This window comes from Pseudomonas sp. B21128 (assembly GCF_044218865.1).
GTDB lineage: Bacteria > Pseudomonadota > Gammaproteobacteria > Pseudomonadales > Pseudomonadaceae > Aquipseudomonas > Aquipseudomonas iridis.
On record NZ_CP162590.1, the window covers coordinates 5,898,967 to 5,925,395 of the forward strand.

Below are 26,429 nucleotides of genomic sequence, written 5' to 3' on the forward strand. Positions count from 1 at the left end.
GAATTCAAAGTGTATGAGCCGTCGCTATCGCGGGCAGGCTGAAGCGGTTGCCGGGGATCAGGTTTTCAGCCGCATGAAAAGAACGATTTGATAAAAAATTGGCGAGTGCGGGCCAAGTTTCAGGCGATAAAAGTTGCCCCGCGATTACGCGGGGCATGCATCAGTGATGACTAATTAAAAGGTCCAGACAGGACGATCATACGTACTCCACGCCCCGCCATCCCAATTGAAAACCCGTTTCGGCAGAATGGTCGGCGTAAAACCAAATCGAGCCCACACCGGTTTCTCGCTGATAATCGAGAAACTGCCATTAGCCTGTATCTTGGCCATCGCACCTGGCTTGCCAGCGGTGCCGGTAAACCAAAGTGGCGTATTGTCTTGACCATAAATAACGAAGTTACCGTCCTCCTGCATGACTGCACGAGTGGCACCTTTGTTTTGCGTCCAACTTGCCCATAGGACACCGAGCGGACCATTCGAAACGACCAGGTTGCCGTCGGATTGGAAGACCAGTGTCGTGCCCCCCACTACATAACGTCGGTCCACTTCGAGGGTGGTACCGGCCGGAATGTAGATGGACTCGACAACTGGACTGATCGGAATGGCGGAGTTACTGGCCCACACGGGTACCGAGTCAGTCACAACGAGGTTGCCATCATTCTGTAACGAGAGGTAGGTCCGAACGTAAGCGCCCCAAATGTCATTATTGAGTGGCGTGCTGTTCGCGGTACCCCACATACGCCCGTGAGTTGGATCGTTAAGAAAGGCGTAGTACATCAGATAAAAATAGATCTTAGATTTATCGATCTGCTTTCCCGAAGAGGTAAAGGGTTGACCGGCAGTTGCCACCCAAACCGCAGTGGCACCGTCGTAGATCACCAGATTGCCATCGGCCTGAACATCCAGCCTGAAGCGTTTGTCGGGCGACTGAAGATATTGCCCGGCAGACATCTCATGCAGAGGTAGCAAAACCGAGCTGCCATTTTCAGTAAACGGATAACGAGGTAGCGTTGCCATAGAGTTTCACCTATTGCTCGATAAGTTATTGTTTGCAGTCTGTAGCTGTCGGTTCGCTCACAGGCGGGTTGCCAGGGTTTTTGGCCCTCGCATAATTCAGTGTCCTGCATCGAGGACATTTGATTTGAACTTGAAATACTGCATCTACTCTGGCGAGCAAACGGTTGCATTGGCCGCAACGAAAATCGCTCAGCATGAATTGACCTCCCTATCAGATGCGACGATGTTTGTGCACTACTCCTTGTTGTCATTGCCTGACGGAACTTCGCAGACGCCGATGCGCTTGGCGGCCCAGCGTTCGTACAGGCCGATGGCCACGTCGGCGCCGGCCATTGCCGTCAGGCAACCGAACGCGCCGGCGGCCCAGATCGACAACCCTGCGGCATACAGCAGCATGATCGCCGACACGCCGCAGATCATGCAGGCGCCGGAGCGCAGGGCCAGACGCCGCAGCAATGACCAGCCACGGGCGCCCTCTTTGTCGGCACGCCACATTTCTCCGGACACCCCGCCCACTACGGCAAGGAGGATGACCAGCCAGATCGGCATTTCCGCCAACGCTTGTTGCTCGCTTGTCATGTCACGCCTCCTGAGGGTGATTGATGAATGCTGGGTGTTGGGTTCAAACGGTTTCTCTTTAGATAGGCATTCCAAAAAGCCCGACGCTGAGGCCGGGCTTTTCAGTAATGCGCTCCTTCGCCTTCCTTTAAATCCTGTGTTCAAAAAAGGAAGCTGACTTTTCGGCGCTACTGGCGCGGTACGAGTCCATTCAGATTGTTTTTCCGACCGCGGTCCCTGCCCGCCGGATAACTGCTTCTGGTGCTTTACGCTGCACACCCGGGTCAGTTGCCAACCCTCTGAACCGTTAAGGCCGGTTCATCGCTGCCTGTTCTCGTGGAACTAAAGAGCTTTCGTTTCCAGCCGCTTTGTCGAGCGGCTTGGTGGCAATAATATGCATGGATGCATATACAGTCAATGCATTGATGCATTTATTTATGCGAAAGAAATGCACATACGCATGAAGGCCGCATAGATCAAGGCTCCGAGGGGTTTTTGACGGGCGAAAAAAAACCCGCCGATGGCGGGTTTCATCTGAAAGCGGTGTGTTTACCGGGCGTACATGCCCCACCAGAAGACGTGACCCAGGATGACGATTTGCTCCTCCTGGATTTCCTGGAAGCTGTAGTCCTCGTCCGGATGCTCGTCACGATTAAAGCTGCGCAGGCGAATGCCGGTAGGCAAGCGATAGAGCTGCTTCACCCGCAACTGGCCGTTGTGGTTGATCGCGTACAGATCACCATCAATGATGTCGCCGATGCCGCACTTGCCTGCGTTAACACCGACGGTGGCGCCGTCACGCAGCACCGGCAACATGCTGTTGCCACGCACGGTCACGCATTTGGCCTGGTCGAACTGCACACCGTTATGACGCAGGCTGCGCTTGCCGAACCGCAGGCTAGAGCGCTCGCTCTCTTCGATGACGAATCTTCCTGATCCTGCGGCCAATTCAACCTCGCGAAGAAACGGCACCGACACCTCGTCGTCATCGACAGGTGTGTCGTCGTCCCACAGCATTATGTCCTTGAGTTCTGCGTGTACGTCACCGCGCCCGGCACCCGCCGACGGCGCGACATCCGCGCGCCCGCGCAACTGATCGGTGCTGACGGCGAAGTATTCGGCGATCTTCGAAATATGTTTATCCGAAGGATCGACGATCTTCCCGCTGAGAATCCGCGAGAGAGTGGATTGAGGCACGCCGGTGCGACGGTGGAGCTCCGTGGGGGAGATCCCGTGCTGATCGAGCAGTGCTCTTAAGACGGAGGATACGTTGCGTTTTTGCATAACGCGCATAATGCTTGAAGTTATTCGCCAAGACAAATGCTGATTTGCATAATCAATGCATATAGCGTCTTTTCGACGAAGGAAATACACAGCGACCCGCGATGCCTGCGTCGAGCAGACTCCCCATGGTAACCTTGCGCCCATCGCGGAAAAGCCCGGTCATTGTCCCCGCTTTTGCCCTACATCTTTTAACGAGTTGCCTGACAATCCGATGAATAAAGCCGTCTCCGATCTGTCCTCCCACACCCCGATGATGCAGCAATACTGGCGCCTGAAGAATCAGCACCCGGATCAGCTGATGTTCTACCGCATGGGTGACTTCTACGAGATCTTCTATGAAGACGCGAAGAAGGCCGCCAAGCTGCTCGACATCACGCTGACTGCGCGCGGGCAATCGGCGGGACAGGCGATTCCGATGTGTGGGATTCCTTACCACGCCGCAGAAGGTTACCTGGCGAAACTGGTCAAGCTTGGCGAGTCGGTGGTGATCTGCGAGCAGGTCGGCGATCCGGCGACCAGTAAAGGGCCGGTTGATCGTCAGGTGGTGCGGATTATCACGCCAGGCACGGTCAGTGACGAGGCGCTGCTCGATGAGCGCCGCGACAACCTGATTGCCGCCGTGCTGGGCGACGAGCGCCTGTTTGGTCTGGCGGTGCTGGACATCACCAGCGGCAACTTCACCGTGCTGGAAATCAAGGGCTGGGAAAACCTGCTGGCAGAGCTTGAGCGGGTCAACCCGGTGGAACTGATGATCCCGGATGACTGGCCGCGGGATCTGCCGGCGGAAAAACGCCGTGGCGTGCGGCGTCGTGCGCCGTGGGATTTTGAGCGTGATTCGGCGCTGAAAAGTCTCTGCCAGCAATTTTCCACCCAGGACCTGAAGGGCTTCGGTTGCGAAAACCTGACACTGGCCATCGGCGCTGCCGGTTGCCTGCTGGCCTATGCCAAGGAAACCCAGCGCACTGCCCTGCCCCACCTGCGCAGCCTGCGCCACGAACGTCTAGATGACACGGTTGTGCTCGACGGCGCGAGCCGGCGCAATCTGGAGCTCGACACCAACCTGGCCGGGGGCCGCGACAACACCTTGCAATCGGTGGTCGATCGCTGCCAGACCGCCATGGGCAGCCGTTTGCTGACCCGTTGGCTGAACCGTCCACTGCGTGATCTGACCGTGCTACTGGCGCGTCAGACATCGATCACTTGCCTGCTCGACCGCTATCGTTTCGAAAAACTGCAACCGCAGCTCAAGGAAATCGGCGACATCGAGCGGATCCTGGCGCGAATCGGCCTGCGCAACGCGCGTCCGCGTGACCTTGCGCGCCTGCGCGATGCCCTTGGCGCGCTGCCTGAACTGCAAGTAGCGATGACCGATCTGGAAGCACCGCACCTGCAAAGTCTGGCAACAACCACCAGCACTTACCCGGAACTGGCGGCACTGTTGGAAAAAGCCATCATCGACAACCCGCCTGCGGTGATCCGAGACGGCGGCGTGTTGAAGACCGGTTACGACAGCGAACTCGACGAGTTGCAATCGCTGAGCGAAAACGCCGGCCAGTTCCTGATCGATCTGGAAGCCCGGGAAAAGGCTCGCACCGGACTGTCCCACCTGAAAGTCGGCTACAACCGTATTCACGGCTACTTCATCGAGTTGCCGAGCAAGCAAGCCGAATCGGCACCGGCGGATTACATCCGTCGCCAGACCTTGAAGGGTGCCGAGCGTTTCATCACGCCAGAGCTGAAAGAGTTCGAAGACAAGGCGCTGTCGGCCAAGAGCCGCGCCCTTGCTCGTGAAAAGATGCTCTATGAGGCGCTGCTGGAAGATCTGATCAGCCAGTTGCCACCGCTGCAGGACACTGCCGGCGCGCTGGCCGAGCTGGACGTGCTGAGCAACCTCGCCGAACGCGCACTGAATCTGGACCTGAACTGCCCGCGTTTCGTCAGCGAGCCGTGCATGCGCATCACTCAGGGTCGTCACCCGGTGGTCGAGCAAGTCCTGACCACGCCGTTCGTGGCCAATGACCTGAGTCTGGATGACAACACGCGGATGCTGGTGATCACCGGCCCGAACATGGGCGGTAAATCCACCTACATGCGACAAACCGCTTTGATCGTGCTGCTTGCGCACATCGGCAGCTTCGTGCCGGCGGCCAGTTGCGAACTGTCGTTGGTTGACCGGATCTTCACCCGGATCGGTTCCAGTGATGACCTGGCCGGTGGCCGCTCGACCTTCATGGTGGAAATGAGTGAAACCGCCAACATCCTGCACAACGCCACCGAGCGCAGCCTGGTGCTGATGGACGAAGTCGGGCGCGGTACGAGCACCTTCGACGGCCTGTCGCTGGCTTGGGCTGCGGCCGAGCGCTTGGCGCATCTGCGCGCCTACACGCTGTTCGCCACGCACTATTTCGAACTGACCGTGTTGCCGGAAGCCGAGCCGTTGGTGGCCAACGTCCACCTCAACGCAACTGAACATAATGAGCGCATCGTGTTCCTGCACCATGTGCTGCCAGGGCCTGCAAGTCAGAGCTACGGCTTGGCGGTCGCGCAACTGGCGGGCGTACCGAGCGAAGTCATCGTGCGGGCACGGCAGCATTTGAGTCGCCTGGAAGAAACCGCGCTACCCCATGAAGCGCCGAAACCGGTCAAGGGAAAACCCGCAGCGCCGCAACAAAGCGATATGTTCGCCAGTCTGCCGCACCCGGTGCTGGATGAGCTGGCTAAACTGGACATTGACGACATGACGCCGCGTCGTGCTCTGGAAATGCTTTATGCGCTGAAGAACCGGATATAAGCACTGAAGAAGCGGATATAACGCAAACGGCTTCAAGCTGTTAGAATCTCGCGCGGTTTGGGATGCTGCTGGCTAATAGCCTGGCCAGCAGACATCGCTCCCGAACCTGGCGACCCCAACCGTGAAGGGGCAACGCTGCCGCCGCCTGAGGAGAGAACTAGAAATGACCTTCGTCGTCACCGACAACTGCATCAAGTGCAAGTACACCGACTGCGTAGAAGTCTGTCCGGTGGACTGCTTTTACGAAGGCCCGAACTTCCTGGTGATTCACCCGGATGAGTGCATCGACTGCGCCCTGTGCGAACCAGAATGCCCGGCCGTAGCCATTTTCTCCGAGGACGAAGTTCCGGAAGAGATGCAGGAATTCATCCAGCTGAACGTTGAGTTGGCAGAAATCTGGCCGAACATTACCGAGAAGAAAGAATCGCTGCCGGATGCCGAAGAGTGGGATGGCGTCAAAGGCAAGATCAAAGACCTCGAACGCTGATCTGTCACGCGCTCGAAAAAAAGGCCCCTTGCGGGCCTTTTTGCTTTTGCGGTTTTGACTTTTTTGCAGACAAAAAAAAGGGGCGGTTTGACCCGCCCACATTTTTCCCTATTCCCTGTGTTCCCTTTCATCGTCCTGATGAATCGCATCCTGCGATGTCCATTCCCCTCTTCCTTGAAGGGCGTGTCTGTCCGTCGACACAACCCGGATACTAGAGAATTATTGGGTAAGAGCAACAGGTCCTGGACGCTTAAACGGTCTGTCACAAGCGTTTCATATTAGAAAATAAATATACGAATCAATAAGTTAAAAACCGACCATTGGAAATATCGACGTCTACTGCCATGTAAAAATAACGAACACTTACGAAACAGTAAGCAAAGGCTTACAGAGTGAGGCTACAAATCTCGACCGATACCCTTGGTAGGAGCTGCCGAAGGCTCGGGCAGAGATTCGACGCGAATTTCAGGCAACAAAAAGCCCCGAACCAGTCGGGGCTTTTTGCGGGTGGTCGTTTGAAACGCTTACTGGAACAGCGACTCGCTCGACAGGCCATTTTTCTCAAGGATTTCGCGAAGGCGCTTGAGGCCTTCTACCTGGATCTGTCTTACCCGTTCCCGGGTCAGGCCGATCTCCAGACCTACATCTTCCAGCGTGCTGCTCTCGTGGCCGCGCAGGCCGAAGCGGCGAATGACCACCTCGCGCTGCTTGTCGGTCAGTTCCGACAGCCATTGATCGATGCTCTGCGACAGGTCATCGTCCTGCAGCAGTTCGCATGGATCGGTCGGACGATCATCGGTAAGTGTGTCCAGCAGGGTTTTATCCGAATCCGGACCCAGCGAGACGTCGACCGAAGAAACACGCTCGTTCAGGCCCAGCATGCGCTTGACCTCGCCCACCGGTTTTTCCAGCAGGTTGGCGATTTCTTCGGGTGAAGGTTCGTGGTCGAGTTTCTGCGTCAGCTCCCGTGCAGCCCGCAGGTACACATTGAGCTCCTTGACCACATGGATCGGTAACCGGATGGTCCGGGTCTGATTCATGATCGCGCGCTCGATGGTCTGACGAATCCACCAGGTCGCGTAGGTCGAGAAGCGGAAGCCGCGCTCGGGGTCGAACTTTTCTACCGCGCGGATCAAACCGAGGTTGCCCTCTTCGATCAGATCCAGCAGCGACAGCCCCCGATTGACGTAACGCCGGGCGATTTTCACCACCAGCCGCAGGTTACTTTCAATCATGCGCTTGCGCCCGGCCGGATCGCCACTTTGCGACAAGCGCGCAAAATGAACTTCTTCCTCGGGGGAGAGCAATGGGGAAAAGCCGATTTCGTTGAGATACAACTGCGTGGCATCAAGTGCCCGAGTGTAATCGATGTATTTATGTTGTTTAAGTGTGGCGGATTGTTTGGATTTGGAACGAACGGAAGGTGGAGCAGCCCCTTCATCATTCGACATCGAAGATTCCGAATCGATGCCGGTCTCCATAAGGAGAACCTCATCGTCGATGTCAAACTCCGGCACTTCTTTACTGAGAGCCATTGTTATAGTCCTTTGGTGAGTTCGACCCCAAGCTCAAGCGACGCCTCTATCCTTGGCAACGCTGGAGCCTGTCCCCTCTACGCGACGGAACAGGCTGGATTGCAAATCAACGCCTTGGCAGGAACTGCAGCGGATCTACTGGTTTACCTTGTCGGCGAATCTCAAAATGCAGTTTCACCCGGTCTGTACCCGTTGACCCCATTTCGGCAATTGTCTGTCCGACTTTGACCTGCTGTCCCTCCCGAACCAACAGCCTGCGGTTATGTCCGTAAGCACTGACGTAGGTTTCGCTGTGTTTGATGATGACTAATTCGCCGTAGCCCCTTAAGCCACTCCCGGCGTAAACCACCGTCCCATCAGACGCAGCTAAAACAGGCTGTCCCAAATCCCCGGCGATATCAATTCCTTTATTCAAACTACCGTTTGAAGAGAATTTACCAATCAGAATGCCATTAGATGGCCATCCCCAGCCGGTCGGGGCTGGACCGGCTGGAGGCATTGGAGCCGGGGTTTGCTTGTTGGCGACGGACGGTACAGCACCCGCAGAACCGCGGGTTGTGGTGGTCGTTGTGCCATTTGCCTGGCGCCGGATTACCGTGGTTTTGCTGGACGATGATGGCGAAGAACTCGCGCTGCTCACCACGGCAGTCGGCGTTGAACCGGTACGCCCGTCGAAGCGAATTGTCTGACCCGGATGGATCGTATACGGCGTAGGAATATTGTTCCGCGCCGCGAGGGCTTTGTAGTCCCAGCCGTAGCGAAATGCGATGGAAAACATCGTATCGCCGGGACGGACTACATATTGACCGGTCGTCACGGTAGGACGCTGTGCGGCCGCGCCGTTGCGATCGACTACCCGGACATTGCTCGATTTGGTGCTGGAGCAACCCACCAGCAAGGTGCTCAAGACAAGGCCAGTCACCAGGCGCTGAAAGCTCGTGTTACCCATACGCTGCGCAATGACAGTGAGACTCACCCGCCGCTCCCTTTGTGGTGGCTGAAAAATTCGAATGCCGAACTCCGGCATGAGGTGTCGCAAGTATAACGGGCCGAATCGGCTTTACCTTTAATGAAGCGAAATCGCTTCACGCACACGTTTGCAAGCTGACAATCTGCTGCGTTTAAACGATCGCTGCTGGTGTAAGACCGAGGCCAACGAAAGGAATTCAGCGCCGTTGAACAAATGCTCAGGCCAGTGGCCCATTGAGCAATGGCACGAAACGCACGGCACCTAAAACGTGTCGAGAAAAGCCATTTTCTTCGCGCACGATCAGCATCAATTGCTGCACTTCTCCGGAACCGACCGGGATCACCAGGCGCCCGCCCGGTGCCAGTTGATCAAGCAACGCTTGCGGCACATCGGTGGCCACCGCGGTGACAATAATGCCGTTGTACGGTGCCAGCGCCGGCCAGCCTTCCCAACCGTCACCCCAACGAAACACCACGTTGCGCAGATTGAGTTCGACCAGACGTTCCTTGGCCCGGTCCTGCAAGACCTTGATGCGCTCGACCGAGAACACCCGCTCAACCAGTTGCGACAACACGGCAGTCTGGTAACCGGAACCGGTGCCGATCTCCAGCACCTTGTCCAATGGACCGGCCTCCAACAGCAGCTCGCTCATGCGCGCCACCATATAAGGTTGAGAGATGGTCTGGTTATGGCCGATCGGCAGCGCTGTATCTTCATAAGCGCGGTGCGCCAACGCTTCGTCGACGAACAGGTGACGCGGCGTGCGCCGGATGACTTCCAGCACCTTGGCGTTGGACAGCCCTTCTTCATAAAGACGCTGGATCAAACGTTCCCGCGTGCGCTGGGACGTCATGCCGATGCCGCTGCGCATTCTGTCTTCGTGTTCACGAGCCATCAGCGCAGTCCCTCCAGCCAGCCATCGAGACTTCTGAAGGCATCGTTGAAGGTGCGATCGAGCTGCAGTGGCGTGATCGAAACATAGCCCTGCATCACCGCATGAAAGTCAGTGCCCGGGCCGCCATCTTCGGCATCGCCGGCGGCCGCAATCCAGTAACCGGCCTTGCCACGCGGATCGACCACTTTCATCGGCGCCGCCGCCCGGGCACGGTGCCCCAGTCGGGTCAGCTGGATGCCGCGAATGTGGTCGATCGGCAGATTGGGAATGTTCACGTTGAGCACCGTGCGCGGTGGCAAATCGAGCCCGGCGTGGGCTTCGACCAGTTTGCGCGCAAAGTAGGTCGCCGTAGGAAGATTATCGACCTGGCGTGAGACCAGCGAGAAGGCGAACGAAGGGCGCTCGAGGAAACGTCCTTCAAGGGCCGCCGCCACCGTCCCGGAATACAACACGTCATCGCCAAGGTTGGCGCCGAGATTGATCCCGGAAACCACCATGTCCGGCTGGCGCTCCAGCAAGCCGTTCAGGCCCAGATGTACGCAGTCGGTTGGCGTGCCGTTGAGGCTGATAAAGCCGTTGGCCAGGTATTGCGGGTGCAACGGACGGTCGAGCGTCAGCGAACTGCTGGCGCCGCTTTTGTCCTGCTCAGGGGCGATAACCACGCACTCGGTGTAATCCGCCAGCGCAGCATAAAGCGCGGCGAGACCGGGTGCGGTTACTCCATCATCGTTAGAAATCAGAATACGCATGGGCTGTCCGTCTGCCCCACCGGCACCAGATCAACGAGCTCGCGCACCAATACAGTGGCGAAGCATCCGGCCGGGAGGACGAATTCCAGTTGCAGAATGTCAGGCTGGGGATAATGCCACGTCAACCCGCCAATGGGCAGCCGCAGGATGCGACGTTCCTGACTCATGCCGGCGTTGATCAACCAATCGCGCAGATCCGCTTCACGCGCGGCAATCCCCTGCTCCAGATCATGGACAGCGCCCGCAGCCGGGGAGTCACCTTCACCCCACTGCGGGCCGGTCGGATGCAGATCGAGAATCGCCAGACGCGGGTCGCTCAATTCAGCTTCACCGGCCGGGAAGAAGCTACGGCTATCGGTGAAGGCCAGCAGATCGCCAACCAGCGCGCGCTGCCAGGTGCCATCCGCCACACGTGCAGCCAGCACCTGGTTAAACAGAAAACTGCGCGCCGTCGACAGCAGGCGCGAACGCACATTGCGCTGCTCTGGCAGGGCCTTGCGCGCCGCCCACGATCGGGCATCGACGACGTTGCCGCCGTCATGACCGAAACGCTGGGCGCCGAAATAGTTGGGAATACCTTGTTTGACGATCAGTTGCAGGCGCTCTTCAATCGCAGCTTTATCGCCGGCGAACTGCGTCAGGCGCAACGTGAAACCATTCGCCGAATGCGCGCCGCGTTGCAGCTTGCGCTTGTGGCGAGTGGTCTTGAGGATTTTCAGCGTGTCGTTTTCCGCCGCCGACAGATCAGGGTCTGCCTTGCCCGGCAGCTGCACGCTGAACCACTGACGGGTCAGCGCCTGACGATCCTTGAGACCGGCGTAGCTGACAGTGCGCAGCGGCACACCGGCAGCCTTGGCGATACGCCGTGCGGCTTCTTCGGTGTTCAGGCCACGTTTTTCCACCCAGATCCACAGGTGTTCGCCGTCGCCGCTGAAGGGGATATCCAGCACTTCATCCACCTGAAAATCTTCAGCGATGGCTTTCAGTACGGCGGTGCCGAGGGGTTCGCCATAGGCGCGCGGGCCGAGCAATTGCAGTTCATTCATGCGCGGAGCAACAAGGCAACGGAGTGTACGGCGATGCCTTCTTCGCGACCGACAAAGCCAAGCTTTTCGGTGGTGGTAGCTTTCACGTTCACTTGATCCAACTCAACTTGAAGATCCGCGGCGATCACTGCGCGCATCGATTCGATATGCGGGGCCATTTTTGGCGCCTGGGCAACGATGGTGTTATCGACGTTGCCGACTTTCCAGCCCTTGGCGTGGATCAGACCGACCACATGACGCAACAACGCACGGCTGTCGGCGCCCTTGAATTGCGGGTCGGTATCCGGGAAGTGTTTGCCGATATCACCCAGCGCAGCCGCGCCGAGCAAGGCATCGCTCAAGGCGTGCAGCAGGACGTCACCGTCGGAGTGAGCGAGCAGCCCGAAGCTGTGTGCAATGCGCACGCCGCCCAGAGTAATGAAATCGCCTTCAGCGAAACGGTGCACATCATAGCCGTGGCCAATACGCATAAAAAAAACGCCCCGATTTTTGTCAGGGCGTGATTCTACCTGCATTAGCCCCGAAGGGCTTGTGCGTGATGCTGCAAGTGGTCATCTATAAAGCTTGAGATGAAGAAATAGCTGTGGTCGTAGCCCGGTTGCAAGCGCAGCGTCAGCGGATGACCCGCTTGTTTGGCCGCTTGTTGCAGGGCTTCGGGTTTGAGCTGAGTCGCGAGGAAATCATCGCGATCACCCTGATCGACCAGCAGCGGGAGCTTCTCGTCAGCCTCGGCGATCAGCGCGCAGGCATCCCACTCTTTCCACTTCGAACGATCTTCACCCAGATAACGAGAAAATGCCTTCTGCCCCCACGGGCAATCCATCGGGTTGTTGATGGGCGAAAAGGCCGAGACCGATTGATAACGCCCCGGATTGCGCAAGGCACACACCAACGCACCGTGGCCACCCATGGAGTGGCCGCTGATGCTGCGTTTATCCGAGGCCGGGAAATGCGCTTCAACCAGTGAAGGCAATTCCTGCACGACATAGTCATGCATCCGATAGTGCCGCGACCAAGGTTCCTGCGTGGCATTCAGATAAAATCCGGCACCAAGACCAAAGTCCCACGCGCCATCCGGATCGCCCGGGACATCGGGACCGCGCGGGCTGGTGTCCGGTGCGACGATGATCAGACCGAGTTCAGCAGCCATGCGCAACGCGCCGGCCTTGTGCATGAAGTTCTCGTCGGTACAGGTCAGCCCCGACAGCCAGTACAACACCGGCAGCTTGCCGCCCTGCTCCGCCTGCGGCGGAAGGTACACGGCAAACACCATGTCGCAGCCCAGCACGTCGGAACGGTGACGATAGCGCTTGTGCCAACCGCCAAAACTCTTCTGACAGGAGATATTTTCCAGGTTCATGTAAAGACTCCTACGCAGTCACGACCACAAGCCTTCAAGACTCGTAGCCATGACATCACGATTGATCAGAAATGGATGACGGTACGGATGCTCTTGCCTTCGTGCATCAGGTCGAACGCCTTGTTGATATCCTCCAGGCCCATGGTGTGGGTGATGAAGGTATCCAGCGGGATTTCACCGCTCTGGGCCATGTCGACGTAGCTTGGCAATTCGCTGCGGCCACGTACGCCACCGAATGCCGAACCGCGCCAGACGCGACCGGTGACCAACTGGAACGGACGGGTAGCGATTTCCTGACCGGCACCGGCAACGCCGATGATGACCGATTCGCCCCAGCCTTTGTGGCAGCACTCGAGGGCCGCGCGCATCAGTTGTACGTTGCCGATGCACTCGAAGGAAAAGTCGACGCCGCCATCGGTCATGTCGACGATGACTTCCTGAATCGGACGGTCGAAATCTTTCGGGTTTACGCAGTCGGTTGCCCCCAGTTGCTTGGCGATTTCAAACTTGGCCGGGTTGATGTCGATGGCGATGATGCGCGCGGCCTTGGCCTTCACCGCACCGATGACTGCCGACAGACCGATGCCGCCCAAACCGAAAATGGCCACGGTGTCGCCCGGTTTAACCTTGGCGGTGTTGAGCACGGCACCGATACCGGTGGTGACGCCGCAACCGAGCAGGCAGACCTTTTCCAGCGGTGCGTCTTTAGCGATTTTGGCCACGGAGATTTCCGGCAACACGGTGTATTCCGAGAAGGTCGAAGTACCCATGTAGTGGAAAATCGTTTCGCCCTTGTAGGAAAAACGCGAAGTGCCATCCGGCATCAAGCCTTTGCCCTGGGTCGCACGAATGGCCTGACACAGGTTGGTCTTGCCCGACTTACAGAATTTGCACTGGCCGCACTCTGGGGTGTAGAGCGGGATAACGTGATCGCCTACTGCAACCGAAGTCACGCCTTCGCCAATCGCCTCAACGATGGCGCCGCCTTCGTGGCCGAGGATCGAAGGGAAGATCCCTTCCGGGTCAGCGCCGGACAAGGTGTAGGCGTCGGTATGGCAAACACCGGAAGCGACAACTCGCAGCAGCACTTCACCGGCCTTGGGCATGGCGACATCAACTTCTACGATTTCCAGCGGCTTCTTGGCCTCGAAGGCAACGGCGGCGCGCGACTTGATCATGCTGACTCTCCAATGAATCCATTAAATAAAAAAGCAGACAAGGAGTGTAATACATGGCCTGACGATGAATAATCAGGCCGAAAGCAAAACATTATTGCCATACAGGGATAATCCCGATGTCCGAAAACCGTTGGGAAGGCATTGACGAGTTTGTCGCCGTGGCTGAATGCAGCCAATTCACCGCCGCGGCTGAACGTCTTGGGGTTTCTTCCTCGCACATCAGTCGACAAATCGTACGACTGGAAGAGCGTTTGCAGACACGCCTGCTGTATCGCAGTACCCGCAGGGTGACGCTGACCGAAGCCGGGCAGACCTTCCTGCAACACTGCCAACGCCTGCAGGACGGACGCGAAGAAGCCCTGCGCGCGGTGGGCGATCTGACCAGCGAACCCAAAGGCATGCTGCGCATGACCTGCGCTGTAGCCTATGGCGAGCGATTTATCGTGCCGCTGGTGACCCGGTTTATGGGGCTCTACCCGCAACTGCGCATCGATATAGAGCTGAGCAATCGGCAACTCGATCTGGTGCACGAGGGGCTGGATCTGGCGATTCGCTTGGGACGATTGCAGGATTCACGACTGGTCGCGACGCGCCTGGCGCCACGGCGTATGTATCTGTGCGCGTCACCTTCCTACGTGGAACGGTACGGCCGCCCACACAGCTTGTCGGAACTCAGTCGACACAATTGTCTGATTGGCAGCACGGACATCTGGCAGCTTGAGCAAAACGGGCGGGAATTTTCCCAGCGAGTGCAGGGAAACTGGCGTTGCAACAGTGGGCAAGCGGTGCTGGATGCTGCTTTGCAAGGGGTCGGGTTGTGTCAGTTGCCGGACTATTACGTGCTGGAGCACTTGCACAGTGGCGCGTTGATTTCGTTGCTGGAGGCGCATCAGCCGCCGAATACCGCGGTGTGGGCGCTGTATCCGCAGCAGCGACATTTGTCGCCAAAGGTACGCAAGTTGGTGGATTTTCTTAAGGAGGGGTTGGCCGAGCGGCCGGAGTATCGAAACTAAGATCAAAAAATCGCAGCCTGCGGCAGCGATCTTTTAGCGGCGGTTGGCCCAACGCTGACGCAACCACTCCAGATCTTCAGGCCGGGTCACCTTGAGGTTATCCGCACGCCCTTCGATCAGACGGGGCGCCTGACCCGCCCACTCCATCGCTGAAGCCTCATCGGTAATCACCGCATCCGCTACCAGGCTGTCCGCCAATGCGCGATGCAGTGCACCGAGGCGGAACATCTGCGGCGTGTAAGCCTGCCAGATTACGCTGCGGTCAACGGTTTCAACCACACGACCGTGCTTGTCGATCCGCTTCAGGGTGTCGCGCGCGGGAACCGCCAGCAAACCACCCACCGGGTCATCCGCCAGTTCAGCGAGTAATTTGTCGAGATCATCGCGACTCAGATTGGGCCGAGCCGCATCGTGCACCAGCACCCAGTCCTCATCGTCCGCACCTTGCGCGTGCAGATGCAGCAAGGCATTGAGCACCGAACCGGAACGCTCGGCACCGCCGTCAACGCGTTGAATACGCGGATTGTTGACGCATGCCAGGCTTGGCCAATAAGGATCATCAACAGCAACACTGATCACCAAACCCTTGAGGCTCGGGTGATCGAGGAAACAGCCGAGGCTGTGTTCGAGAATTGTGCGCCCGCCCAGTTGCAGATATTGCTTGGGACGGTCCGCGGCCATTCGGGCACCGACGCCCGCGGCAGGAATCACGGCCCAGAAGGCCGGCAGGGAATTGATCATTGAGCCAACTGGTAAAGGGTTTCGCCGTCCTTGACCATGCCCAACTCGTGACGAGCCCGCTCTTCGACGGTCTCCATGCCTTTCTTCAACTCGCTGACCTCAGCGTCCATCACCCGGTTGCGCTCCAGCAAACCTTCGTTCTCGGCATGTTGATCAGCAATCTGCTGATTCAGCTCGGCGACTTGCGCCAGACTGCCATTGCCCACCCACAGGCGGTACTGCAGACCGGCCAGCAGCAGGAGCAAAACGAGAAACAACCAGTAAGGACTGCGCATCGAATATCAGGTATCCAGTGAAAAAAGACAGCCACGCCAAAACTTTGCAGCGTCTGATAGCACGAAGCCTGGAAAATCCAGGCTTGTGCTGTTAAGGCATCAGATTAGTGGCAAATCCATCGCTGTCACGACTTTTTCGACACAATCCGGTGTCCTTTTATCAGTTTCAGCTTAACCGCGGAACTCGCTACGACCGTTGTACTTGGCTTTGCCATTCAACTGCTCTTCGATACGCAGCAGTTGGTTGTACTTGGAAACGCGGTCGGAACGGCACAGCGAACCGGTCTTGATCTGGCCAGCCGAGGTGCCCACCGCCAGGTCAGCAATGGTCGAATCTTCGGTTTCGCCGGAACGGTGCGAGATCACTGCGGTGTAACCGGCAGCCTTGGCCATCTGGATGGCTTCCAGGGTTTCGGTCAGGGTGCCGATCTGGTTGAACTTGATCAGGATCGAGTTGGCGATCTTTTTATCGATGCCTTCTTTCAGGATCTTGGTGTTGGTCACGAACAGATCGTCGCCCACCAGCTGCACTTTCTCGCCGATTTTGTCGGTGAGAATTTTCCAGCCCGCCCAGTCGGACTCGTCCAGACCGTCTTCGATGGAGATGATCGGGTAACGCTCGGTCAGACCTTTGAGGTAGTCGGCGAAACCTTCAGCCGTGAACACCTGGCCTTCGCCGGACAGGTTGTACTTGCCGTCTTCGTAGAATTCGCTGGCTGCGCAGTCCAAGGCCAGAGTCACGTCGGTGCCCAGCTTGTAACCGGCGTTGGCCACGGCTTCGGAAATCACTTTCAGCGCGTCTTCGTTGGAAGCCAGGTTAGGCGCGAAACCACCTTCGTCGCCGACAGCAGTGCTCAGGCCACGAGCCTTCAGCACAGCTTTGAGGTGATGGAAAATCTCGGTGCCCATGCGCAGACCTTCCGAGAAAGACTTGGCGCCAACCGGCTGAACCATGAATTCCTGGATGTCGACGTTGTTATCGGCGTGCTCGCCACCGTTGATGATGTTCATCATCGGAACCGGCATCGAGTACACACCCGGGGTGCCGTTCAGGTTGGCGATGTGAGCGTACAGCGGCAGGTCCTGATCCTGTGCAGCAGCCTTGGCCGCCGCCAGGGACACGGCGAGAATGGCGTTGGCGCCCAGGGTCGCTTTGTTTTCGGTACCGTCGAGCTTGATCATCGCGTGATCGAGGGCTTTCTGATCGCTTGGGTCGGTGCCCAGCAGCAGGTCGCGGATCGGACCGTTGATGTTGGCTACCGCTTTAAGCACGCCCTTGCCCAGGTAACGGCTCTTGTCGCCATCACGCAGCTCGAGCGCTTCACGCGAGCCAGTGGATGCACCGGACGGCGCGCATGCGCTGCCGATGATGCCGTTGTCGAGAAGCACGTCCGCTTCCACGGTGGGATTGCCACGGGAGTCGAGAACTTCACGACCTTTGATGTCGACGATTTTTGCCATTGTTGTAAACACTCCAAAGTTGACGAAAACGACGCAGCTAGAGGAAATCTTTTTACCGTCGGCAAGGGGGTGCAGCGGGCAGATTTGCAGACGATAACGCTCATGCCCGAGGGCATGAGCGACAAATCGTGCGGTACTTTACCGGAGAATTGAGGTTTACGCGGTTTCTACCGTCGGAAAACTCTTAACCAGTTCGTCCAGGGCTTTGAGCTGGGCCAGGAATGGCTCCAGTTTGTCCAGACGCAAGGCGCAAGGGCCGTCGCATTTGGCGTTGTCCGGATCCGGGTGAGCTTCGAGGAACAGACCTGCCAGACCTTGGCTCATGCCAGCCTTGGCGAGGTCCAGGACCTGCGCACGGCGACCGCCGGCGGAGTCGGAACGCCCGCCAGGCATTTGCAGCGAATGGGTCACGTCGAAGAATACCGGGTACTCGAACTGCTTCATGATGCCGAAGCCGAGCATGTCGACCACGAGGTTGTTATAGCCGAAGCTCGAACCACGCTCGCAGAGGATCAGTTGATCATTACCCGCTTCAACGCACTTGTTCAGGATGTGTTTCATTTCCTGAGGGGCGAGGAACTGGGCTTTCTTGATGTTGATGATCGCGTTGGTCTTGGCCATCGCCACGACCAGATCGGTCTGGCGCGACAGGAAGGCCGGCAACTGGATGATGTCGCAGATCTCGGCGACGACCGCAGCCTGTTCAGGCTCGTGGACGTCGGTGATGATCGGCACGCCAAAAGCCTGCTTGATGTCCTGGAAGATGCGCATGCCCTCTTCCAGGCCAGGACCGCGATACGAGGTCACAGAAGAACGGTTGGCCTTGTCGAAACTGGCCTTGAACACGTAAGGGATACCGAGTTTTTCAGTGACCTTCACATACTCTTCGCAAACCTGCATGGCCATGTCACGGCTTTCCAGCACGTTCATGCCGCCGAACAGCACCATGGGTTTGTCGTTGGCAATCTCGATGTCGCCGACGCGGATGATCTTCTGTGCCATCGGGGTTACGCCTTCTTCTGGTGTTGAGCCAACGCTGCTTTGACGAAGCCGCTGAACAGCGGATGGCCATCACGTGGTGTCGAGGTGAACTCAGGGTGGAACTGGCAGGCGACGAACCATGGATGATCCGGTGCTTCAACCACTTCCACCAGGGCTGCATCGGCGGAGCGACCGGAAATCTTCAGGCCGGCCTCGATGATTTGCGGCAGCAGGTTGTTGTTCACTTCGTAACGGTGACGGTGACGCTCGACGATCACGTCTTTGCCATAGCAGTCGTGCACTTTGGAGCCGGTTTCGAGCAGGCATTCCTGAGCGCCGAGGCGCATGGTGCCGCCCAGATCGGAGGTTTCAGTACGCACTTCCACGGCACCGGTGGCGTCTTCCCACTCGGTGATCAGGCCGACAACCGGGTGGCCGCTGGCGCGATCGAACTCGGTGGAGTTGGCGTCTTTCCAGCCCATGACGTTACGAGCGAACTCGATGACCGCCACTTGCATGCCCAGGCAGATACCCAGGTACGGAACCTTGTTTTCGCGAGCGTACTGAACGGCAGTGATCTTGCCTTCCACGCCGCGCAGACCGAAGCCGCCCGGTACGAGGATGGCGTCGACGCCTTCAAGCAGCGCAGTGCCCTGGTTTTCGATGTCTTCGGAATCGATGTAACGCAGGTTGACCTTGGTACGGTTGCTGATGCCCGCATGGCTCATCGCTTCGATCAGCGATTTGTAGGCGTCCAGCAGCTCCATGTACTTGCCGACCATGGCGATGGTGACTTCGTGTTCCGGGTTGAGCTTGGCGTCAACCACAGCTTCCCACTCAGACAGATCGGCACCGCCGCACTGCAGACCGAAACGCTCGACGACGAAATCGTCCAGACCCTGCGAATGCAGAATGCCCGGGATCTTGTAGATGGTGTCGGCGTCTTCCAGTGCGATGACCGCACGCTCTTCAACGTTGGTGAATTGCGCGATCTTGCGACGCGACGAGATGTCGATCGGGTGATCGGAGCGGCAAACCAGCACGTCAGGCTGCAGGCCGATGGAACGCAGTTCCTTGACCGAGTGCTGGGTTGGCTTGGTTTTGGTTTCGCCGGCGGTGGCGATGTACGGCACCAGCGTCAGGTGCATCAGCATCGCGCGCTTGGCGCCGACTTCGAATCGCAGCTGACGGATGGCTTCGAGGAACGGTTGCGACTCGATGTCACCCACGGTGCCACCGATTTCGACCATCGCCACGTCGGCATCGCCTGCACCCTTGATGATGCGGCGCTTGATTTCGTCGGTAATGTGCGGAATCACCTGGATGGTTGCACCCAGGTAGTCACCACGACGCTCTTTGCGCAGCACGTGTTCGTAAACACGGCCGGTGGTGAAGTTGTTGTTCTGGGTCATGGTCGTGCGGATGAACCGCTCGTAGTGGCCCAGGTCCAGGTCGGTCTCGGCGCCGTCGTGGGTGACGAACACTTCACCATGCTGGAACGGGCTCATGGTGCCCGGGTCGACGTTGATGTACGGATCCAGCTTAAGCATGGTGACCTTAAGCCCCCGCGCCTCCAGGATAGCCGCCAATGAAGCCGAGGCAATGCCTTTCCCCAATGAAGAAACAACACCGCCCGTGACGAATATGTAGCGCGTCATGAAAAACCCTAGAAGTCTGCGTTAAAGCGGTACGAGCCGCCGGGGAAAGCGAAGGAAGGCCGAAGCCCCCGATCACCTGCATTAATCACAGTGCACCTTTCAAAAAAACCGCCGCGTTGGGACAGACCGGCAGATGAAACACCGGTACGTTGCTCGCTACACATTTTTTGGAATCGCCCAGCAAAGACTGCTTGGTAATCGGCAACTCCTGCAATTCAGGCGAATCCACAGAAGTTGTATCAAGAAGGGAGCGTAGTCTACCGGAATGACCCTTTCATCTCAAACCTAGATCTTCGTCTGTTGGCTGCCAACGCAATTTCCAGCCATCCTGCGCATGGCCATCAAGGCCCGGCAGGTTCGCCACCGCGAGCAATTCTTCACCGCGAAACAGCAGCGGCAATCTGCCACGCACGAAGGCCGGCACCGCGCGTTCATTGAGTAACCGCTTGAGATCACGATGGCCACGATCGGCCAGATGCATCACTTCGCCGCCCTGACGGTAAGCAATGCGCAACGGCCCGCAAGGCGTCTGACCACTGAACACGACGCACCCGTTATCGGACAAGCGTAGCGGTGATGTCGGGGTGTGCCACTCGCCGCCGATCACTGGCGCACGCAGCCAGTCGCCGCTCAGCCACCAGAGACGACCGACGCTGCGGTGCAACTCGCCATCGGCCAGGCGCCAGACCGGCGATGCATCGTGGGCAGCTGCGCACACATCCGCCCAACCCGACCAGTGGTCAGTATCCGGCAGGCGAGTGAGTGGTTCGAGCCAATGGCTCAATGCATTTCGCTGACGGGCCACGGACAACGCCGCCAACGGTGCCAATTCCAGCGACGGCACGCCCAGCCAGTCGAAATCAGTAGAGGCTCTGGCGTGCGCCAGATCGATCTCTGCCAGCTCATCCAGCAAGCCTTGCGCTTCACGCAGATGCGCGGCGCTACGGGCCATGTTGGCTTGCGCTTGCGGCCAGCGCCCGGTCAGCAGCGGCACGATCTGATGACGCAGGTAATTGCGCGAAAACTGCCGATCTTCGTTTGACGGGTCTTCGATCCATTGCAACTGGTGCGCCGCCGCGTAGGCTTCAAGTTCGGCGCGAGTGACGTCGAGCAAAGGCCGAACCAACGTGCCCTGCCCCACGGGACGTCGCGCCGGCATTGCCGAAAGCCCACGCACGCCGGCACCGCGCAACAGACGAAACAACAGGGTTTCTGCCTGATCGTCGCGGTGCTGACCGGTCAGCAACACGTCGTTGGACTGGATGACCGAACCGAACACCGCATAACGCGCATCCCGCGCCGCCCGCTCCAGACTCGCGCCCGGTTGCACCTTCACCCGCTCCACTTGCAACGTAATACCCAACGCATCGCAAACCGACTGACAATGTTCCGGCCACGTATCTGCTGCAGCCTGAAGGCCGTGATGGATGTGGATGGCGCTTAGCGTCGGCAGGGATTCGGTGGTTGCGAGGTGGGCGAGCAGATGCAGCAGGACAGTTGAGTCGAGGCCGCCGGAGAATGCGACGCGCCAGCTCCTGGCATTGCGCCAGGCTGCAAGATTGAGCAGTAGCCGGGATGGCAGATCACTCGTGGACTGACCCATTTTTGTACCTGCGCAAAAGCAAATGTGGGAGCGAGCTTGCTCGCGAAGGCGGTTTAACATTCAACACATTCGTCGACTGTTACAACGCTTTCGCGAGCAAGCTCGCTCCCACAGGGTTTCCATCATCGGCCAAAGCGGCGTCGACTTAGAGACCGTAGCTCATCAGTCGATCATAACGGCGCTTGAGCAGCGCTTCGTTGTCGAACTTCTTCAGCATCGCCAGTTGCGAGCTCAGCTCGGCACGGATCGACGCCGCAGCGGCTGCCGGGTCACGATGCGCGCCGCCCAGAGGCTCGCCGATAACCTTGTCGACAATGCCCAGGCCTTTCAGACGCTCGGCCGTGATGCCCATCGCTTCGGCGGCATCCGGCGCTTTCTCGGCGGTTTTCCACAGAATCGAGGCGCAACCTTCCGGCGAGATCACCGCGTAGGTCGAGTACTGCAACATGTTCAACTGATCGCACACGCCGATCGCCAATGCGCCGCCGGAACCACCTTCACCGATGACGGTGGCGATGATCGGAGTTTTCAGACGCGACATGACACGCAGGTTCCAGGCGATCGCTTCGCTCTGGTTGCGCTCTTCAGCGTCGATGCCAGGGTAGGCACCCGGGGTGTCGATGAAGGTCAGGATCGGCATTTTGAAACGCTCGGCCATCTCCATCAGACGGCAAGCCTTGCGGTAGCCTTCCGGACGCGGCATGCCGAAGTTGCGGCGAACCTTCTCGCGTACTTCGCGGCCCTTCTGGTGACCGATGATCATCACTGGCTGGTCGTCCAGACGGGCAATACCGCCAACGATTGCAGCGTCGTCGGAGAAATGACGGTCGCCGTGCAGTTCGTCGAACTCGGTGAAGATGTGCTCGATGTAGTCCAGGGTGTACGGACGTTTCGGGTGACGTGCCAGGCGTGCGATCTGCCAGCTGGTCAGCTTGCCGAAGATGTCTTCGGTCAGCGTTTTGCTCTTGTCCTGCAGGCGGGAGATCTCATCGCCGATATTCAGCGAATTGTCATTACCGACCAAGCGCAACTCTTCGATCTTGGCTTGCAGGTCGGCGATCGGCTGTTCGAAATCTAGAAAATTCGGGTTCATAGGCGTCCGTCTTGGGTCGTGTCCCAAATGAGCTTGGGCCGGCCGGTTGTCTATTCGCGCCCTACCTTAAGGGAGAGGCGCGCTGAGGTCGAGATTAAAAATTCAGGTTGCGGGCAAGTGCAATGATGGCACCTGCCGGTCAACGGTATTGGAGGAAGACGTTGTCTCGCCCGAACTGGTCACGCAGGGCTTGAATCAAGGCATCCGCCGGGTCGATTCGCCAGGTCTCGCCGAACTGCAGCAAGGTCTTCGCATCAGGGCTGGTGTACTCCATGGTGATCGGGCACGCCCCGCGATGACGCTTGAGCAGATCGCCCAACCAGCGTAGCTGATCGCCTTTCAGATGCTGCGTCTGCAACTTCAGGCGCAGGCTCTCTGCGAGATTGGTGCGCGCATCTTCCATGCTCATCACACGCTTGACCCGCAGGCGCAGGCCACCGGAGAAGTCGTCGTTACTGACCTCGCCTTCGACCACCACCATCGCGTCGGTCTGCAGCAGCGACTGCGCCGAGTGAAACGCCTCGGCAAACAGCGACGCCTCGATCCGCCCGGAGCGGTCATCGAGGGTGATGAAACCCATCTTGTCGCCCTTCTTGTTCTTCATCACCCGCAGGGCAATGATCATCCCGGCAACGGTTTGCGTATCGCGCGCCGGTTTCAGGTCGATGATGCGCTGACGGGCGAAACGACGAATTTCGCCTTCGTATTCGTCGATCGGGTGACCGGTGAGGTAAAGGCCCAAGGTGTCTTTTTCACCCTTGAGACGTTCCTTGAGGGTCAGCTCCTTGGCCTTGCGATGCACCGCATACACATCGGCGTCTTCCTCGACGAACAGCCCGCCAAACAGATCGGCGTGGCCACTGTCGCGGGTACGGGCGGTCTGTTCGGCTGACTTGATAGCCTCTTCCATCGCCGCCAGCAGCACGGCGCGGTTGCGGTCGATGTTGGCCTGATATGCCTTCTGTTCGTCGTGGAAATACGGACCGAGACGATCCAGCGCACCGCTGCGGATCAAACCATCAAGGGTGCGCTTGTTGATGCGTTTGAGGTCGACGCGGGCGCAGAAGTCGAACAGATCCTTGAACGGCCCCGCCTGACGTGCCTCGGTGATTGCTTCCACCGGGCCTTCGCCGACGCCTTTGATTGCGCCGAGGCCATAGACGATGCGGCCGTCGTCGTTCACCGTGAACTTGAACTCCGAATTATTCACATCCGGCGCGTCGAGACGCAGCTTCATGGTGCGAATTTCTTCGATCAAGGTCACGACCTTGTCGGTGTTGTGCATATCCGCCGACAGCACCGCCGCCATGAACGGCGCCGGGTAATGCGTCTTCAGCCAGGCGGTCTGGTACGACACCAGGCCGTAAGCGGCAGAGTGAGACTTGTTGAAGCCGTAACCGGCGAACTTTTCCACCAGGTCGAAAATGTTACCGGCCAGGTCCGCGTCGATATTGTTGGTCTTGCAACCCTCAATGAAACCGCCGCGCTGCTTGGCCATTTCTTCGGGTTTTTTCTTACCCATGGCCCGACGCAGCATGTCCGCACCGCCAAGGGTGTAACCGGCCATGACCTGGGCAATCTGCATCACCTGTTCCTGATACAGGATGATGCCGTAAGTCGGCGCCAATACAGGCTTGAGGCCCTCGTACTGGTAGTCCGAGTGCGGGTACGCGAGTTCGGCGCGACCGTGCTTACGGTTGATGAAGTCGTCAACCATGCCTGACTGCAGCGGGCCCGGACGGAACAGGGCCACCAGTGCAATAAGGTCTTCCAGGCAGTCGGGCTTGAGCTTTTTGATCAGCTCCTTCATGCCGCGCGACTCGAGCTGGAACACCGCCGTGGTTTCGGCTTTTTGCAGTAGCTGATAGGTCGGCTTGTCGTCCAGCGGGATGAACGCAATGTCCAGCGGCGGCTGATCGACCTTGGCGCGGTCGCGGTTGATGGTCTTCAGCGCCCAGTCGATGACCGTCAGGGTTCGCAGACCGAGGAAGTCGAACTTCACCAGGCCGGCAGCCTCAACGTCATCCTTGTCGAACTGGGTCACCAGACCGTCACCGGCCTCGTCGCAATAGATAGGCGAGAAGTCAGTCAGCTTGGTCGGCGCGATTACCACACCACCGGCGTGTTTACCGACGTTACGCACGACGCCTTCGAGCTTGCGCGCCATCTCCCAGATTTCCGCGGCTTCTTCATCGACCTTGATGAAGTCGCGCAGGATCTCTTCCTGTTCGTAGGCTTTTTCCAGGGTCATGCCGACTTCGAACGGAATCATCTTCGACAGACGATCCGCCAGGCCATAGGACTTGCCCTGCACCCGCGCCACGTCACGCACCACAGCCTTGGCGGCCATGGAACCGAACGTGATGATCTGGCTTACCGCGTTGCGGCCGTATTTCTCGGCCACGTAGTCGATGACCCGGTCACGCCCGTCCATGCAGAAGTCGACGTCGAAGTCGGGCATGGAAACCCGTTCCGGGTTAAGGAAACGTTCGAACAGCAGGTCATATTCCAGCGGATCGAGGTCGGTGATCTTCTGCACATAGGCCACCAGCGAGCCGGCACCCGATCCCCGGCCCGGGCCTACCGGAACACCGTTGCTCTTGGCCCACTGGATAAAGTCCATAACGATCAAGAAGTAACCGGGAAAGCCCATCTGGATAATGATATCCAGCTCGAAATTCAACCGGTCGACGTAGACCTGACGCTTGGCGTCGTAATCCTCGGTGGTGTCTTTTGGCAACAAAACCGCCAGCCGTTCCTCCAGACCATCGAAGGACACCTTGCGGAAATACTCGTCGATGGTCATGCCATCGGGAATCGGGAAGTTGGGCAAAAAGTGTGTGCCCAGTTTTACTTCGATGTTGCAACGCTTGGCGATCTCGACGGTATTTTCGATTGCGTCGGGAATGTCGCTGAACAGCTCGGCCATTTCCTCGGCGCTTTTGAGGTATTGCTGATCGCTGTAATTCTTCGAGCGCCGCGGATCGTCGAGGGCACGGCCCTCACCGATGCACACCCGGGTTTCGTGGGCGGCGAAGTCTTCCTGCTTGATGAAACGCACATCGTTGCTCGCCACGAGCGGCGCGCCGAGCTTGTCGGCCAGGGCCACGGCGCCGTGCAACTGCTCTTCATCGTTAGGGCGACTGGTGCGCTGGATTTCCAGGTAGAAGCGGTCCGGGAACACCGACATCCACTCACGCGTCAGGGCCTCGGCTTCGGCCGGGTTGCCACTGATCAGCGCCATGCCGATCTCGCCCTCTTTGGCGGCGGACAGCATGATCAGGCCTTCATTCGCCTCAGCAACCCACTCACGCTCGATGATGATCATGCCGTTGCGCTGGCCTTCGATGAAGCCGCGCGAGATCAACTCGGTGAGGTTGCGATAGCCCTTGGCGTTCATCACCAGCAGGCTGAGCCGGCTCAGGGGCGCGTCCGGGTCCTTGTTCGACAGCCACAGGTCGGCGCCGCAGATCGGCTTGATGCCTGCGCCCATGGTGTTTTTGTAGAATTTGACCAGGGAACACATGTTGTTCTGATCAGTGACCGCAACCGCCGGCATGTTCATGGCGGTCAGCGCTTTGACCAGCGGTTTGATCCGCACCAGCCCGTCGACCAGGGAGTATTCAGTGTGCAGGCGTAGATGAACGAATGAAGCCGGCATAGTGATCCTGTCCAGTTACAGAGAGACAACAAGGCCCGGATTGTACCGGGCCTCGAACAAAACATCAGCCTTG

The 26,429-nt window shown here is 58.4% G+C and carries 23 protein-coding genes; 3 read left to right on the forward strand and 20 right to left on the reverse strand.

The features are described from left to right. Positions 1 to 174 precede the first annotated feature (174 nt). The 4 genes from AB4P91_RS26730 to AB4P91_RS26745 form a co-directional block, all read right to left on the reverse strand. Entirely contained in the window at positions 175 to 1,017 is an 843-nt protein-coding gene (locus AB4P91_RS26730) for a putidacin L1 family lectin-like bacteriocin (RefSeq protein ID WP_150594507.1), read from the reverse strand. A gap of 25 nt (positions 1,018 to 1,042) precedes the next feature. Next, positions 1,043 to 1,213: a Com family DNA-binding transcriptional regulator gene (locus tag AB4P91_RS26735; protein WP_150594508.1), complete on the reverse strand. Its 171-nt coding sequence runs from the start codon at positions 1,211 to 1,213 to the stop codon at positions 1,043 to 1,045. Positions 1,214 to 1,251: 38 nt separating this feature from the next. Further along, positions 1,252 to 1,596, reverse strand: a complete 345-nt coding sequence (locus tag AB4P91_RS26740) for a phage holin family protein (RefSeq protein WP_042557905.1) — start codon at positions 1,594 to 1,596, stop codon at positions 1,252 to 1,254. Between the two features lie 528 nt (positions 1,597 to 2,124). Then, a complete protein-coding gene (locus AB4P91_RS26745; RefSeq protein WP_080895993.1) occupies positions 2,125 to 2,868 on the reverse strand; it encodes an XRE family transcriptional regulator in 744 nt (247 codons plus the stop codon). A gap of 202 nt (positions 2,869 to 3,070) precedes the next feature. Here AB4P91_RS26745 and mutS point away from each other — a divergent pair, with 202 nt between their 5' ends. Further along, positions 3,071 to 5,650, forward strand: a complete 2,580-nt coding sequence (gene mutS / locus AB4P91_RS26750) for a DNA mismatch repair protein MutS (protein WP_395604036.1) — start codon at positions 3,071 to 3,073, stop codon at positions 5,648 to 5,650. A gap of 163 nt (positions 5,651 to 5,813) precedes the next feature. Continuing rightward, positions 5,814 to 6,137 carry a ferredoxin FdxA gene (gene fdxA, locus AB4P91_RS26755; protein WP_007908827.1) on the forward strand — a complete coding sequence of 108 codons (324 nt, stop codon included), beginning with the start codon at positions 5,814 to 5,816 and terminating at the stop codon, positions 6,135 to 6,137. 524 nt (positions 6,138 to 6,661) lie between these two features. Here fdxA and rpoS read toward each other — a convergent pair. The 8 genes from rpoS to AB4P91_RS26795 form a co-directional block, all read right to left on the reverse strand. Continuing rightward, positions 6,662 to 7,672, reverse strand: a complete 1,011-nt coding sequence (gene rpoS, locus AB4P91_RS26760; protein ID WP_150597634.1) for an RNA polymerase sigma factor RpoS — start codon at positions 7,670 to 7,672, stop codon at positions 6,662 to 6,664. A 106-nt stretch (positions 7,673 to 7,778) separates the two neighbouring features. Continuing rightward, positions 7,779 to 8,648, reverse strand: coding sequence for a peptidoglycan DD-metalloendopeptidase family protein (locus AB4P91_RS26765; RefSeq protein WP_150594511.1), 870 nt, complete (start codon positions 8,646 to 8,648; stop codon positions 7,779 to 7,781). Positions 8,649 to 8,859: 211 nt separating this feature from the next. Then, positions 8,860 to 9,495 carry a protein-L-isoaspartate(D-aspartate) O-methyltransferase gene (locus tag AB4P91_RS26770; protein WP_170947254.1) on the reverse strand — a complete coding sequence of 212 codons (636 nt, stop codon included), beginning with the start codon at positions 9,493 to 9,495 and terminating at the stop codon, positions 8,860 to 8,862. Positions 9,496 to 9,536: 41 nt separating this feature from the next. After that, a complete protein-coding gene (surE, locus tag AB4P91_RS26775; protein ID WP_042557899.1) occupies positions 9,537 to 10,286 on the reverse strand; it encodes a 5'/3'-nucleotidase SurE in 750 nt (249 codons plus the stop codon). After that, positions 10,274 to 11,332 (reverse strand): tRNA pseudouridine(13) synthase TruD, encoded by a 1,059-nt coding sequence (gene truD, locus AB4P91_RS26780; RefSeq protein WP_150687730.1) that lies wholly within the window; start codon positions 11,330 to 11,332, stop codon positions 10,274 to 10,276. The genes surE and truD overlap by 13 nt, the downstream gene beginning before the upstream one ends. Further along, the gene (gene ispF / locus AB4P91_RS26785) at positions 11,329 to 11,802 is read right to left on the reverse strand and encodes a 2-C-methyl-D-erythritol 2,4-cyclodiphosphate synthase (protein ID WP_150594513.1); all 474 of its coding nucleotides are present in this window, start codon (positions 11,800 to 11,802) and stop codon (positions 11,329 to 11,331) included. Before ispF ends, truD begins: the two co-directional genes overlap by 4 nt. A 44-nt stretch (positions 11,803 to 11,846) precedes the next feature. Then, positions 11,847 to 12,692 carry an S-formylglutathione hydrolase gene (gene fghA / locus AB4P91_RS26790; protein ID WP_150594514.1) on the reverse strand — a complete coding sequence of 282 codons (846 nt, stop codon included), beginning with the start codon at positions 12,690 to 12,692 and terminating at the stop codon, positions 11,847 to 11,849. Positions 12,693 to 12,757: 65 nt separating this feature from the next. Beyond that, positions 12,758 to 13,870 carry an S-(hydroxymethyl)glutathione dehydrogenase/class III alcohol dehydrogenase gene (locus tag AB4P91_RS26795; RefSeq protein ID WP_042557895.1) on the reverse strand — a complete coding sequence of 371 codons (1,113 nt, stop codon included), beginning with the start codon at positions 13,868 to 13,870 and terminating at the stop codon, positions 12,758 to 12,760. Between the two features lie 116 nt (positions 13,871 to 13,986). Here AB4P91_RS26795 and AB4P91_RS26800 point away from each other — a divergent pair, with 116 nt between their 5' ends. Then, a complete protein-coding gene (locus AB4P91_RS26800; RefSeq protein ID WP_395604037.1) occupies positions 13,987 to 14,883 on the forward strand; it encodes a LysR substrate-binding domain-containing protein in 897 nt (298 codons plus the stop codon). 33 nt (positions 14,884 to 14,916) lie between these two features. Here the strand turns inward: AB4P91_RS26800 and ispD are convergent, their stop codons facing one another. From ispD to dnaE, 8 genes are all read right to left on the reverse strand, one after another. After that, positions 14,917 to 15,624, reverse strand: a complete 708-nt coding sequence (gene ispD / locus AB4P91_RS26805; RefSeq protein WP_395604038.1) for a 2-C-methyl-D-erythritol 4-phosphate cytidylyltransferase — start codon at positions 15,622 to 15,624, stop codon at positions 14,917 to 14,919. Next, a complete protein-coding gene (gene ftsB / locus AB4P91_RS26810; protein WP_007908838.1) occupies positions 15,621 to 15,899 on the reverse strand; it encodes a cell division protein FtsB in 279 nt (92 codons plus the stop codon). The genes ispD and ftsB overlap by 4 nt, the downstream gene beginning before the upstream one ends. 171 nt (positions 15,900 to 16,070) lie before the next feature. Continuing rightward, positions 16,071 to 17,360, reverse strand: a complete 1,290-nt coding sequence (gene eno, locus AB4P91_RS26815; RefSeq protein WP_042557893.1) for a phosphopyruvate hydratase — start codon at positions 17,358 to 17,360, stop codon at positions 16,071 to 16,073. A 156-nt stretch (positions 17,361 to 17,516) separates the two neighbouring features. Next, positions 17,517 to 18,362, reverse strand: a complete 846-nt coding sequence (gene kdsA, locus AB4P91_RS26820) for a 3-deoxy-8-phosphooctulonate synthase (RefSeq protein ID WP_150594518.1) — start codon at positions 18,360 to 18,362, stop codon at positions 17,517 to 17,519. Between the two features lie 5 nt (positions 18,363 to 18,367). Continuing rightward, positions 18,368 to 19,999 carry a CTP synthase gene (locus AB4P91_RS26825; protein ID WP_150594519.1) on the reverse strand — a complete coding sequence of 544 codons (1,632 nt, stop codon included), beginning with the start codon at positions 19,997 to 19,999 and terminating at the stop codon, positions 18,368 to 18,370. A gap of 274 nt (positions 20,000 to 20,273) precedes the next feature. Next, complete coding sequence (gene tilS, locus AB4P91_RS26830; RefSeq protein ID WP_150594520.1) at positions 20,274 to 21,602, reverse strand: tRNA lysidine(34) synthetase TilS; 1,329 nt, start codon at positions 21,600 to 21,602, stop codon at positions 20,274 to 20,276. Between the two features lie 145 nt (positions 21,603 to 21,747). After that, positions 21,748 to 22,695, reverse strand: a complete 948-nt coding sequence (locus AB4P91_RS26835; RefSeq protein WP_042557889.1) for an acetyl-CoA carboxylase carboxyltransferase subunit alpha — start codon at positions 22,693 to 22,695, stop codon at positions 21,748 to 21,750. Between the two features lie 139 nt (positions 22,696 to 22,834). Next, entirely contained in the window at positions 22,835 to 26,356 is a 3,522-nt protein-coding gene (dnaE, locus tag AB4P91_RS26840; RefSeq protein WP_150594521.1) for a DNA polymerase III subunit alpha, read from the reverse strand. Positions 26,357 to 26,429: the final 73 nt, after the last annotated feature.

Coding starts and splice junctions, on each gene's coding strand:
- AB4P91_RS26730 (WP_150594507.1), bottom strand. CDS start 1,017: ATGGCAACGCTACCTCGTTATCCGTTTACTGAAAATGGCAGCTCGGTT.
- AB4P91_RS26735 (WP_150594508.1), bottom strand. CDS start 1,213: ATGCTGAGCGATTTTCGTTGCGGCCAATGCAACCGTTTGCTCGCCAGA.
- AB4P91_RS26740 (WP_042557905.1), bottom strand. CDS start 1,596: ATGACAAGCGAGCAACAAGCGTTGGCGGAAATGCCGATCTGGCTGGTC.
- AB4P91_RS26745 (WP_080895993.1), bottom strand. CDS start 2,868: ATGCGCGTTATGCAAAAACGCAACGTATCCTCCGTCTTAAGAGCACTG.
- mutS (WP_395604036.1), top strand. CDS start 3,071: ATGAATAAAGCCGTCTCCGATCTGTCCTCCCACACCCCGATGATGCAG.
- fdxA (WP_007908827.1), top strand. CDS start 5,814: ATGACCTTCGTCGTCACCGACAACTGCATCAAGTGCAAGTACACCGAC.
- rpoS (WP_150597634.1), bottom strand. CDS start 7,672: ATGGCTCTCAGTAAAGAAGTGCCGGAGTTTGACATCGACGATGAGGTT.
- AB4P91_RS26770 (WP_170947254.1), bottom strand. CDS start 9,495: ATGACGTCCCAGCGCACGCGGGAACGTTTGATCCAGCGTCTTTATGAA.
- surE (WP_042557899.1), bottom strand. CDS start 10,286: ATGCGTATTCTGATTTCTAACGATGATGGAGTAACCGCACCCGGTCTC.
- truD (WP_150687730.1), bottom strand. CDS start 11,332: ATGAATGAACTGCAATTGCTCGGCCCGCGCGCCTATGGCGAACCCCTC.
- ispF (WP_150594513.1), bottom strand. CDS start 11,802: ATGCGTATTGGCCACGGCTATGATGTGCACCGTTTCGCTGAAGGCGAT.
- fghA (WP_150594514.1), bottom strand. CDS start 12,692: ATGAACCTGGAAAATATCTCCTGTCAGAAGAGTTTTGGCGGTTGGCAC.
- AB4P91_RS26795 (WP_042557895.1), bottom strand. CDS start 13,870: ATGATCAAGTCGCGCGCCGCCGTTGCCTTCGAGGCCAAGAAGCCGCTG.
- AB4P91_RS26800 (WP_395604037.1), top strand. CDS start 13,987: ATGTCCGAAAACCGTTGGGAAGGCATTGACGAGTTTGTCGCCGTGGCT.
- ispD (WP_395604038.1), bottom strand. CDS start 15,624: ATGATCAATTCCCTGCCGGCCTTCTGGGCCGTGATTCCTGCCGCGGGC.
- ftsB (WP_007908838.1), bottom strand. CDS start 15,899: ATGCGCAGTCCTTACTGGTTGTTTCTCGTTTTGCTCCTGCTGCTGGCC.
- eno (WP_042557893.1), bottom strand. CDS start 17,360: ATGGCAAAAATCGTCGACATCAAAGGTCGTGAAGTTCTCGACTCCCGT.
- kdsA (WP_150594518.1), bottom strand. CDS start 18,362: ATGGCACAGAAGATCATCCGCGTCGGCGACATCGAGATTGCCAACGAC.
- AB4P91_RS26825 (WP_150594519.1), bottom strand. CDS start 19,999: ATGACGCGCTACATATTCGTCACGGGCGGTGTTGTTTCTTCATTGGGG.
- tilS (WP_150594520.1), bottom strand. CDS start 21,602: ATGGGTCAGTCCACGAGTGATCTGCCATCCCGGCTACTGCTCAATCTT.
- AB4P91_RS26835 (WP_042557889.1), bottom strand. CDS start 22,695: ATGAACCCGAATTTTCTAGATTTCGAACAGCCGATCGCCGACCTGCAA.
- dnaE (WP_150594521.1), bottom strand. CDS start 26,356: ATGCCGGCTTCATTCGTTCATCTACGCCTGCACACTGAATACTCCCTG.